The organism is Marinomonas sp. ATLA20 (assembly GCF_057180105.1).
This window is the reverse complement of sequence record NZ_JBXUKU010000007.1, coordinates 64831-76972: the sequence shown is the minus strand read 5'-3', so window position 1 is coordinate 76972 and position 12142 is coordinate 64831. Positions and strand designations below refer to the sequence as shown.

Genomic DNA, 12142 nt, shown 5'->3' with positions numbered 1-12142 from the left:
AGTTCAGCGAAACGTCAGTTAAATAAACTTTCCGTGAGCAAAGACTCTAAAGTGCTATTGATGACGAGTCAATACGCAAGAATTGAGTTAGTTGTTTTTAGACCGTTGCTTGCTTCCTATAAGCTCCTTATACTTGCGCGCTATGACTAAAAAAACGCCGACAAAATCTTCACGTAAGCCCTCAACTCGTTCGAAAAAGCCACCTAAATCTTCTTGGTTGAAGAGGATGATTCGTTTCTGCTTTAAATGGGGAATCATTATTACGTTAGTGGGCTCTATTCCTTTTGCGGGTTGGGTATGGTGGCTGAACGGTCAAGTTGTTAGTCGTTTTGAAGGGCAAAAATGGCAAGTTCCTTCAGAGGTTTATAGTGCTCCGATTATTTTGTCTAGTGGGGCGCCTTGGAAAAAACAAGATCTTGAGAATTTGTTGAAAGAAACCGGCTATCGGTTTGGCCGAAATAGCCAGAACGTTGGTTGGGCTGCACGTAGCCAAACAAAAGTTAGCGCGCATCTACGTTCCTATGTCGATCATCTGGGATTTCATGAGAGCGAAAGGCGTATTTTTTCTTTCCAAAATGGTCGTTTGGTCATTCAAGCGCTGAACGGCGATGAAATAGACGAAGCACGAATTGAGCCCCAGCGTATTGGTTTTTTATACGGTGGTAATACTGAAAGTCGCCAAATCTTAACGTACGAGGATATCCCTAAACCTCTCATCGATATCTTAATTGCCGTAGAAGACCAAGACTTTTATCAGCATTGGGGGATTTCTCCTACCGGTATAGCGCGTGCGGCTTTAGTGAATTTAACCCATGGCTCTCGTCGTCAAGGCGGTTCCACCTTGACTCAGCAGCTTGTGAAAAACATGTATTTAAGCTCTGAGCGTACTTATACGCGAAAATTAACTGAAGTCGTCATGAGTTTATTGCTTGAATATCATTATTCGAAAGAAGCCATTATTACCGCTTATATGAACGAAGTGTATTTGGCGCAATTAGGTAACAGTGCTCTACATGGTTTTGCCGCTGCTAGTCAGCACTTTTTTGGTCGTCCACTTAATGAACTGAATATTGATGAATTGGCTTTGTTAGTGGGAATGGTCAAAGGCCCATCTCTCTATAATCCTGAACGATCTCCGAATCGTGCCAAAAACCGTCGTAATACGGTGTTGGCAATATTAAAAAACCAAGATCGATTATCGGATGCCGATTATAACAGCTTAACAAAACAACCTATCCGACTTGCTGACAAGAAGAAGGAGCGCTCCGTGTTTGGTGACTATTTGGATTTGGTTGCTATGCAATTGTCGCGGGATTTTGATGAAACTACTTTGGCGACTAAAAACTTACGAATTTATACTGGGGTCGATATACGTGCTCAGAGAGCGGCGAGTTTAGCTATGCAACGTCAAGTGAGTGCGTTGGAAAAGCGTGACCCTAAGTTGAAAGGATTGCAAGGCGCTATGGTTGTCACCGATAGGATTACAGGGCAAGTGCGCGCTGTAGTTGGGTCTAGTGGTCAGCACTACACTGGTTTCAATCGAGCTTTGGGGGCGGTTAGGCCAATTGGTTCATTAGTGAAACCTCCGCTGTATTTATCGGCCTTGGCAACTGGGCGATACACCTGGTGGAGTCAGATAGAAGATAAAAAATTACGCTTTAACGTAGGTGGTCAGGTTTGGGAACCTGAAAACTACGATAGAAGAACACATGGTGTAGTGCATCTTTATGAGGCCATGGCTAAATCCTATAACTTGGCGACCGTCTCTTTGGCCAGCCAAATTGGTTTTGATCGAGTTGGTGATACCTTGCGACAGTTAGGAGTAAAGCGACCTTTTACTATGCATCCAGCGATGGCGCTGGGAGCATTGGAGTTGTCTCCTTTTGAAGTGTCTCGCTTATATCAACCCATTGCTTCTCAAGGAAAGAGCAGTGAGCTAGGGGTTGTGTTAGCAGTTATGGATCAAAAAGATCAGCTAATGAAACGGTTTGATCAGCATAATGATGTGCCTTTTACTGATGCTTTACTTGCTGTGACTCTCGATGGTATGACAAAAACACCTAAAATTGGGACCGCTAGGGCGGCGCAGGCTGTTTTTCCAGAGCTGAATTTCGCAGCAAAAACAGGCACTACGAATCAGCAAAAAGACAGCTGGTTTGTTGGTATTACTGGCGATTACTCGTCAACTGTATGGCTTGGCGATGATAATAATGTGCCATTAAGTATTACAGGTAGCAGTGGAGCATTGAAAGTTTGGGTAGATTTTACCAAAAATGTTAACCCTAGATCTTTGCCAGATGCCTTGCCTAGAGGTGCGGCTCGTTACAACGTATTAGATAGTGAATTTGAGATTGCCGCCGATCGTTGTCAAGACAAAACTCAGTTAGCGTTTATTTTAGGCACAGAGCCAAAAGAAAGTAGTTCATGTTTTTGGCCTTTCTAAATTCATCTATATGAAATTGGAAAAGAAGATTGATAATTGTTTAGTTCTTATATAGCCTCATAGGGCCTTGATGATAACATTGTTACTTCTTTTTTGATTTTTAACTTGTTGTTATAAAAGGATATTGGTGCCTTTATGGAAAAAGATATTCAGGCGATTTTGGAATGACTGCCTAGAAAAGACGTCGGCTAAGGCGCTTCTTGAAATAGCATCACCTTGTGTATACAAAAGAAAAAAGCTTCGCTTATCGTTTGAATTTTACTTGTAAGGGAGTGGCGCTTTATGCGGCTGCACACACAAATAATTTGCTGTCTATTCGCAGTGATTTTCTTAAATGCCAATATTGCTTTAGGGCAAGACGTGCCGCCTTCGCTATGTAAATCACTTACTGCATCAGGCAATTCTGAATACCCTCCATTTTTATGGCGAGACTCACCAGATTCAACAGAACTTCACGGAGTGAATCGTCTGATTATTGATGAGTTAAGCCGCCGTATCAATATCCCAATTAAACTCATCCATGTCGGTCCTTGGTCAAGAGCTCAAAGTGAAGTGAAAAGTGGCCGAGTGGATCTAATGGCAGGGGCTTTTTATACAAATGAGCGAGCCGATTACATGGATTACTTCACACCAGTGATGCTTCATACCACAAGTGTTGTGTGGCAAAGTAAAGACAAGCCTTTTCCTTTTAATGAAAGAGAAGATTTAGTCGGCAAGTGGGGAGTGACTGTGATTAATAATAGTTTTGGTCAAGATTTTGACCAATATTCCCAACAAAATCTTAATATATTAGCAGTGGCTAGTTTGTCTCAGGCTCTGCGCATGTTAGCCACAGATCGCGTGGATTATGTCTTATATGAAAAAAATCCAGCGCATGCTTATGCAACTATGCTGGGATTGTCTGACTTAATTGTCCCTGTGTCGCCCTATATCAGTAGAGAGGGGTTGTACTTAACCATGTCTAAGAAGTCTCCCTGTAACCTTGATAGTGTAAAGCACAAAATAGCAGTTGCCTTGCAAAATATGAAGAAAGAAGGCTTTACTGGGCAAGCAGCACTGGATGGTATACAGGAATGGGACGTTCGTACCCGAGTAGGTATAACGGTTAATTAGTGATTAAAGGTTTTGTAAGTATAAAGTGAGTAAGGTACGGCCTACCTTTATTTTTTCTTGGTGACTTTTTACTGATTGATCGTCTGTTACACATCTGATTCTTTAAAGCGACGTATGCGGTTAGTACCCAATGTTGAGGCATCAGGTGCTTCGTCTATCAGGCCTAAACCTAAGAACCAACGGTAAGTTACATTTTCCTGCAATTTACGAATCAACTGGCGCTATATAAAAATGCCGAAAAGGTATCCAATAAATAACAGTTTACCCAGATCATACAGAAACGAAAAATTGATTGTTCGATTAATCGCACGAAGCAAGTGATCACAGTGTACTAACTCGTCGATGGAGAAAATCACTAAAGTAGATTGGGTTTGTGGATGTTCTTTAATTATGACGTTATTATAAAAAAATCGCCGTCGAATGGCGAGGGCTTTATCTGCAGTCTGGCGAACCCGAAGGTTCGCTTTTTACGCTTAACGTTATAAAATAAATCTAGATTATTTCGCGGCGTTGGCTTTACGCGCTTGATGCAATTTCTTGTAGCTCTCAATTAAGCGTAAATGCGGTTCGATGCCTTCAAGTTGCATGCTGGTTTTGGTTAGACCGTAAAAGCGCACGCCGCCAGTGACGGAGCCGACGACGTTCTCCATGACGTCTTTGCCGAACATGCGGCTGAAGCTATGGATAAAGTCATCCAGTTCCAACTCTTCGTCTAGAGTGACTTCTAACACGCAGTTCATGGCTTGGTAGAAGAGACCGCGTTTTGCTGTGTTGTCGTTGAATTGCAAGAATTCACCAACCAGTTCTAAAGCTTCTTCATGAGCGCCAAGAGCCAAGTAGATTAGGATCTTCAGCTCCATGATGGTTAATTGGCCCCAGACGGTATTTTCATCAAATACGATGCCAATTAAGGTTGGAATATCGGTGTAGTTATCAAGCTGGCTTTCTTCGAGACGATTGACTAAATCAGTTAACTGTTCATCGTTTAAAGAATGTAGGTTCAAGATATCTTCTCGATAGTCCAGTGCTTTGTTGGTGTTGTCCCATACCAAGTCTTCCACTGGATACACTTCGGAATAATCCGGTACTAAAATACGACAAGCAGATGCGCCTAGATCGGTCAATTCCGCCACATAGACTTCTTTGCCTAACTCTTCCAAGATGCCAAACATGGCACTGGCTTCTTCTTCGCTGGTGCCAGAAAAGTCCCATTCACAGAAGTCATAATCGTGCTTATTGCTGAAGAAGCGCCAAGAGATGACACCGGTTGAGTCGATAAAGTGCTCTACAAAATTTTCGGGTTCGGTGACGGCCATGCTATTGAACGTTGGCTTTGGTATATCGTTTAAGCCTTCGAAGCTACGTCCTTGCATGAGTTCGGTCAAGCTACGCTCTAACGCAACTTCTAAACTTGGGTGCGCGCCAAACGAGGCAAATACACCGCCCGTTTTAGGGTTCATGAGCGTGACGTTCATCACGGGGAATTGACCACCAAGGGAGGCGTCTTTCACTACGATAGGAAAGCCCTGCTCTTCCAACCCTTTGATGCCAGCAAGGATGCTTGGGTATTTCTGCAATACTTCCATTGGGACATCTGGTAAGACAATTTCATCTTCGATGATTTGGCGTTTAACGGCACGTTCTAAAATTTCTGACAAGCATTGCACTTGCGCTTCTTGCTGATTATTGCCTGCGCTCATACCGTTGCTTAGGAACAAGTTTTCGATAAGGTTTGACGGAAAGTAAACCGTTTCGCCATCGGACTGGCGGGTATAAGGAATCGTACAAATACCACGTGCTTTGTTGCCCGAATTGGTATCGATCAAGTGCGAACCAAACAGCTCGTCGTCTGGGTTGTAAATCTCTAGACAGTAATCATCCAAGATGCCTTCTGGCAGGGAATCGTCTTCGGTTAACGCAAACCATTTTTCATTGGGGTAATGCACAAAGTCGCTGTTGGCGATCTCTGTGCCAAAAAATTGGTCGTTATAAAAGAAGTTGTTGTTCAGGCGCTCGATAAACTCACCAAGAGCAGAGCACAGGGCACTTTCTTTCGACGCGCCTTTGCCGTTGGTGAAACACATAGGCGACGCCGCATCACGAATATGCAATGACCAAACGTTAGGCACGATATTGCGCCATGAGGAGATTTCAATCTTCATGCCAAGGTCCGCTAGCATGGCGGTCATGTTGGCGATGGTTTGCTCTAACGGTAAGTCTTTACCTAGGATGACCGTGTTTTTTGCGCCATCAGGCTGACCCATCAACATGGCGTTAGCGTCTGCGTCTAGGTTTTCAACGGTGTCAATTTTGAACTCTGGACCAGTTTGTACGACTTTTTTTACGGTACAGCGATCAATAGAACGCAGAATGCCTTCTCTATCTTTGTCGGAAATATCCTCTGGCAACTCGACCTGAATTTGGAAAATCTGATTGTAGCGATCTTCTGGGTCGACAATGTTGTTCTGCGACAAGCGGATGTTGTCGGTCGAAAGATCGCGAGCCTTGCAGTAGACCTTGACGAAATAGGCCGCACATAAAGCTGATGATGCTAAAAAGTAATCGAATGGACTGGGGGCTGAGCCATCCCCTTTGTAGCGAATCGGCTGATCGGTAATAACGGTAAAATCGTCAAACTTGGCTTCAAGTCTCAGATTGTCGAGAAAATTAACTTTGATTTCCATTGGATAGGGTTTCCACTTTGTATGCGAGTTGCTCTACCAAAGCCTGTTGTTGGCAAAGTCGAGTCATTGGCGGGGATTATCGGTGATAGAGGAGGCTGAGTAAAATCAAATTGTTTTTTCTGAAAAACTCAATGACGTTATGTTGATTTTCTTGCGAGTAATATGGAGTACGAAAGAGGTGGTCATTTTCTGCTCGGCAAGACCAGATCAAAAGTGACGTCACTTTTGATCTGGTGATTCATGGTGTGTGTTTTAACGCAAGCTCATCACTTTCCAGCTACGTTCGTTGGCTGTTTTTTCTAGGATGTGGTCTGGGTCTACTGCGATAGGGAAGCGTGCTTTTTCTAACAGTGGTAAATCATTGTGCGAGTCGCTGTAAAAGTAGGTGTCGTCCATAGAGTAGCCATTTTCATTGGCCCATTGTTCTGCGCGAATTACTTTGCCTTCACGGAAGGTTGGTGTGCCAACCAGCTTACCGGTAATTAAGCCTTCTTTGTATTCAATATCCACACCTAACGCGTGCTTCACACCAAGGTAAGCTGCAATCGGTGCGACCAAATGAGTGCCTGTGGCGGAGATGATAATAAGCTCGTCGCCTGCTTCTTTGTGTTGTTCCAGCAGCTCTATCGCTTTAGGTAGCGCCATGTCTTTGACAATGTTGTGAATGAATTCGGTGATGAATACAGTCCGTTGTGTTTCGTCTAGCGTGAATAATGGCGATAGTGTGTAATGCATGTAGCTTTCCAGGTTTAGCGTGCCAGCATCATAGTCTTCCATGTAGGCGAGGTTGACGGCTAGGAAGTCGTCTGGAGTTGGCAGGGCGCTCGCTACCATGTATTCAGAAAATGCTTGGGCGGTATCGCCTGCGACTAGGGTGTTATCAAGATCGAAAAAGGCCAGAGCCATGATTTTTCCTTATAATAAAACAGATGAAAAATGGTATTTATTTAGCCTAATGCCACAGCAATAAGGCCAATAAAAGTAATAAATACGCCTACAATTTTAGGGAGTTTGAGTGACTCACCAAGACCAATGACAGCCAATAGCACACCAAGAGGAATACTTAATTGTCGAAAGGCGACCACATAGCTGACGTTACTAACAAATGCCATACTGAGGATGACCAGTGAATAGGTTCCCAGCATTAAGGCGCCGGTTAGTAAGCCTATACGCCATTGCTTGGTAAGCATTTTGCGAAAAGTTAAGCGTTGCTTTTGTGTGGACAAAACAAACCAGATCATCCAAATAACCGCGAAAGCACTCTGCAGCGCCACATAAACCAAAGATACCTGCCAAGGGCTGGCTAATGTTGTGCCAGTAGCATCCGTCAAACCACGCATTAATTCCGTTGCGCGGTTGTCGACAAGAGAGTAACCAGCCGTTGCAAAAGCGGCCAGCAGAGCAAAGGCCGTGGTACGGTTTTGGTAATTTGCTAGTTTGAAATCTCTAAAGCTGGTCAATGGAATGAATAAACAACCGATGACAATCATCAAAATACCGACTACGGCTTGTGACGAAATCGTGCTTTGCTGACCAAGTAGTGTGCTGGAAATCGCGACAATGATTAATGGTGAAGAGCGAGCGATCGGGTAAGCGATAGACATGTCCCCCGCTCGATAAGCTTCCGCTAAGCCCCATAAATAGAGCGACTGAAACAAGCCCGTCGCAAACAACAAAATTATAATCTCGTGATCAAAAGCGGCGACTAAATGCCACTGCCAGAAAACAAAAGGAGAAAACAACACCGCACCAGCTATCATGGTTAAGAAGAAAAAACCTAAAGTTGGACTTGTTTTCTTTCCAAAGAAGTTCCAGCCAGCGTGCATGAAGGTGGAAATTAAAACCAGTATTATGGCGGTGATTGTCATCGATTAATGGCTCCTAGCGTGTACGCCAATGCTGTGTATGTTTGAGTACCACATTTCCCAGTATCCAATGGATAAGACGAGCCACCATACACGTCAGCATGATCATGACTGCCATGGCGGCAGCAGGAGCAATGTCGCCAGCGTCATCCATATTTAAGACCGCTACAGATGCCAAGTTTGTATCGTAGGAGTACAAAAATACCACAGCGGAGACAGTCGTCATTGCGTTCACAAATAAGTAACTCGCAATGTCTAATACCGCTGGCATACAAACTGGCAAGGACACACGCCAGAAGGTGAGTATTTGTGGCACTTTGAGGGAAGCGGAAACAGATTCAAATTCTGGGTCAATCTGTTTTAATGCCGTTGTCGCCGTAAGATGGCATACAGTATAAAAGTGGCTAATGGTACAGATGACGAGAATCGCCATGGTGCCATAAATTCCGTTAAGCGGGTTATTTGGTGCGTTGAAAAAGAAGATATAAGCTAAGCCTAACACCAATCCAGGCACGGCCAGTGGCAGAATAGCAAATAAATGAAAGAACCATTTTAGCAGTTTAAAACCTGCTAATTTGGCGACTAAATAGGATTGGAAGAAGATAAAACCAGTGCCGATTAGTGCTGTATATATACCTAATTGGATTGAGTTCCAATAGGAGTCCCAGCCACCGCCATCCATAAGATCAAAGTTGTAGTTCTTCAATGATAGAGATAGGTTATAGGGCCAAAAAGTGACTAGCGAGGCGTATACCGCCATGGCGATCACGCCCAAAATAATCGCCGACATTAAGATCATTAAGGTGAAGAATACCTTATCAACAATGTTTCGAACGGGAGGCGTCCATGGTACGGCTTTTGACGTTAGAAGCGCAGATTGGCGACGCTGTAACCAACGGTCGGTGATAAAGGTTAACACTGCAGGCAGTAATAAAATCACACTGACTGCAGCGCCCATTTCGAAGTTTTGTTGGCCGATGACTTGTTTGTAAATATCTGTTGCGAGCACATTAAACTGTCCGCCGATCACCTTTGGTACGCCAAAATCCGTAATAACCAATGTGAACACTACAAAAGCAACGCTGATGATGCCGTATTTAGCGGCTGGTAAGGTCACGGTGAAAAAGGTGCGCATCGGCGAGGCACCAAGCACTTCTGCGGACTCGTATAACCTAGCATCTGTATTTGCCAATGCGGTCAACATGATCATTAGAGCGTGAGGAAAGGTCCAGAAACATGAACCGATAACGATACCAATTGGCCCATAGATACTTTCGCCCATTAGGACTTCTTTCAAAATACCTTGGTTACCGAATAAATACACCAAGCTGATGGCTGGCAATAAAGACGGCGCTAAAATTGGCAAGACCAAGACAATGCGAAAAAATCCTTTTAATGGAATGCGTGTGCGGCTGATCGCGTAAGCGGTTAAAAAGGCTAAGCTGGTGACGATCACCATTGACAAAAATGCAATAAATAAAGAGTTGCTGACAGAGCTATACAAACTTGGCGTATCGATGAACTGCGCGAAGTTGGCTAAGCCAATAAATTCTCCTTCTCTGTTTTCTACACTTTTTGAAAGCAAAGAATACAGCGGTAAAACCACGCAAATAAACAGGCCTAATACGCCAATGATTAAAATGCCACCTAATGACCATTCGTCCATACTACGGCGTTTATGAAGACGGGATAAATAGCTGCGAGAAGTGGGTTGAGGCGCTTGTTTGGCTCTATTTTCAGCTTGTTGTGTTGCTGAATACATTATGCAGCACCTCCAAAAATATGCAGGCGGTCATGAGGTAACTGACATACCACATTCTGTCCAAGCACTAGGTTGAGGCGAGACATTTCATTCATAGAAATGTCGGCAATAATTGGACGCTCGTGATCATCTAATTTTAATGACGAGCGGACTCTAGAGCCTAAAAATTCTAAGTGAAGCACTTGAGCGTTAAGAATATTGCTAGCAGAGTTGTCGGCTTGAAAACGTACATCTTCAGGGCGAATGGCTAATTGCGCGTCCTGACCAAGAGGGAGATTTGATGGTGCATCGCAATGCAAGGTTAAGTTGCCAGATTGCATTTGACCTGCTCCGCTGACCTTGGCGCTTAGGAAATTCATTTCGCCCACGAACTCGGCAACGAAAGGCGAAGTAGGGTTGGCATAAATGTCCTGTGGTGTGCCGATTTGCTCAATCACTCCTTGGTTCATCACGACGATTTGATCCGCCATGGTTAAGGCTTCTTCTTGATCATGGGTTACCATTATGGTGGTTACGCCCAGTTTTTCTTGAAGCTGTTTGATTTCTTGTCGCAAATGCGCACGAACACGAGCATCAAGGGCCGATAGCGGTTCATCGAGCAATAATAAACCGGGCGATGTGGCTAAGGCACGCGCTAAGGCAACGCGCTGTTGTTGTCCGCCTGATAGTTGCGCTGGGTATTTTCCTTCGCTGCCAGATAAACCAACGGTTGCTAATAGTTCTGTTACGCGCGCACGCCGTTCGTTAGCGGATACTTTTTGGGATACCAAACCATAAGCGATGTTGTCGGCGACGCTTAAATTGGGAAACAGCGCATAAGATTGAAAGACAATGCCAAAATCTCTGTGGTTGACTGGTGCGTGGGTGATGTCGCGTCCTGCTTGAAAAATTTGCCCAGAGGTTGGCGTGTCGAGTCCTGCGACTATGCGTAATAAGCTGGTTTTACCGCAGCCAGAAGGCCCAAGAAAGCAGACGAATTCTCCTTCGGCAATGTTCAATGAAACGTTTTTTAGCGCTTGGTGTGTGCCAAACATTTGATCAATATTATGCAGTTCCAAGTACGTTCGGTTGGACATGATAGGTCCTCTTTCAGTCGTGAGCGTTTAATTAATCAAGATGGACGCGGGTCCTGAAACAAAACAATTGAACCGCGTTGTTCACACGGTTCAATTGAAAATGATCGAAGTGAAAAGTAAAGCTATCCTGCGATCATAATGTGCTTATTTTGCTTCGCTTTTACTGTCGTAACGTGTTTGCCACTGGGTAAGAATCGCATCACGATTTTTAGCAGACCATTCAAAGTCATTATCTATCATCAATGATTCCGCGTTTTCAGGAAAATATTCGATAGATTTAGCGACGCCAGGCATGGCAACAACGGCATAGCCTTCGCTATACATTTCATTGGCTTTTTTAGAAATGGTCCAATCTGCGAGTGTTTTTGCTGCTTCTAGCTTTTTCGTCCCTTTGATAATAGACGTTGCTTCCATGTCCCAGCCTAGGCCTTCTGTTGGAAACACTATATCCAATGGTGCGCCTTGTTTTTTCGATTTTGCCGCGCGGAAGGCAAAAGAAATACCGATCGGAATTTCACCAGAAGCGGCCAATTTACAAGGTTTAGAGCCAGAGTGAGTATAGCGGCTAACATTATTGTGTAAGGCATCCATGTAACCCCAGCCTTTGTCCTCACCAAACATTTGTAACCAGCTGCTTACGTCAAGAAAGCCAGTACCAGATGAGTTAGGGTTTGGCATAATGATGTGGTCTTTGTAAACTGGTTTTGTCAGGTCTTGCCAAGAGGTTGGTTTTGGCAAACCTAATTTTTCGGCTTCTACTGTGTTGAAGCAGATTGCAGCCATCCAAGCATCCATTCCAACCCAAACAGGTTCTTTACTAGTGTCTTTGAATTTTGGCGAAATGTTGTTATAGCCATTTGGTTTGTAGGTTTCTAAAAGTCCGTCATTTTTCAATAGCATTAAGCTGGTGGCGGCAAGTCCCCAAACTACGTCGGCTTGAGGGTTGTCTTTTTCGGCTAATAATTTCGCCGTGATGATGCCAGTAGAGTCGCGTACCCAGTTGATTTTGATATCTGGATTGTCTTCGTTAAAACGCGCTGCGTATTTTTTAAGATCTTCTGCTTCAATCGCGGTGTAAACCGTTAGTTCTGTTTTCGCTGCATGAGCAGAAATAGAAACCAATGCGATACCAGCCGTGGCGGCAAGACGTTTAAAAAGGGCTTTCTGTGTCATCTTCACTTCTCCATCATTTGTATTGA

General features: G+C 44.1%; 9 protein-coding genes. 2 read left to right on the top strand and 7 right to left on the bottom strand.

Annotation, left to right across the window (positions count from 1 at the left end):
- The first annotated feature begins 226 nt into the window (after window positions 1-226).
- Together AC2A4J_RS13120 and AC2A4J_RS13115 are read left to right on the top strand one after the other, a co-directional pair.
- Entirely contained in the window at window positions 227-2443 is a 2217-nt protein-coding gene (locus AC2A4J_RS13120) for a transglycosylase domain-containing protein (RefSeq protein ID WP_484176338.1), read from the top strand.
- A gap of 282 nt (window positions 2444-2725) precedes the next feature.
- Window positions 2726-3556 carry a substrate-binding periplasmic protein gene (locus AC2A4J_RS13115; RefSeq protein WP_484176337.1) on the top strand — a complete coding sequence of 277 codons (831 nt, stop codon included), beginning with the start codon at window positions 2726-2728 and terminating at the stop codon, window positions 3554-3556.
- An 86-nt stretch (window positions 3557-3642) separates the two neighbouring features.
- On the opposite strand, the gene AC2A4J_RS13110 is transcribed toward AC2A4J_RS13115, so the two are convergent.
- The 7 genes from AC2A4J_RS13110 to AC2A4J_RS13080 form a co-directional block, all read right to left on the bottom strand.
- Window positions 3643-3771: a transposase gene (locus AC2A4J_RS13110; protein WP_484176336.1), complete on the bottom strand. Its 129-nt coding sequence runs from the start codon at window positions 3769-3771 to the stop codon at window positions 3643-3645.
- A 282-nt stretch (window positions 3772-4053) separates the two neighbouring features.
- Window positions 4054-6240: an OsmC domain/YcaO domain-containing protein gene (locus AC2A4J_RS13105; protein WP_484176335.1), complete on the bottom strand. Its 2187-nt coding sequence runs from the start codon at window positions 6238-6240 to the stop codon at window positions 4054-4056.
- A 252-nt stretch (window positions 6241-6492) separates the two neighbouring features.
- On the bottom strand, window positions 6493-7146 hold the full coding sequence (locus AC2A4J_RS13100) for an HAD family hydrolase (RefSeq protein ID WP_255825886.1): 654 nt from the start codon (window positions 7144-7146) through the stop codon (window positions 6493-6495).
- 41 nt (window positions 7147-7187) lie between these two features.
- On the bottom strand, window positions 7188-8108 hold the full coding sequence (locus AC2A4J_RS13095) for an EamA family transporter (RefSeq protein WP_484176334.1): 921 nt from the start codon (window positions 8106-8108) through the stop codon (window positions 7188-7190).
- 13 nt (window positions 8109-8121) lie between these two features.
- Entirely contained in the window at window positions 8122-9771 is a 1650-nt protein-coding gene (locus AC2A4J_RS13090; RefSeq protein WP_484176456.1) for a putative 2-aminoethylphosphonate ABC transporter permease subunit, read from the bottom strand.
- Window positions 9772-9866: 95 nt separating this feature from the next.
- The gene (locus AC2A4J_RS13085) at window positions 9867-10943 is read right to left on the bottom strand and encodes a putative 2-aminoethylphosphonate ABC transporter ATP-binding protein (protein ID WP_484176333.1); all 1077 of its coding nucleotides are present in this window, start codon (window positions 10941-10943) and stop codon (window positions 9867-9869) included.
- 144 nt (window positions 10944-11087) lie between these two features.
- Window positions 11088-12116, bottom strand: a complete 1029-nt coding sequence (locus tag AC2A4J_RS13080; RefSeq protein WP_484176332.1) for a putative 2-aminoethylphosphonate ABC transporter substrate-binding protein — start codon at window positions 12114-12116, stop codon at window positions 11088-11090.
- Window positions 12117-12142 lie beyond the last annotated feature (26 nt).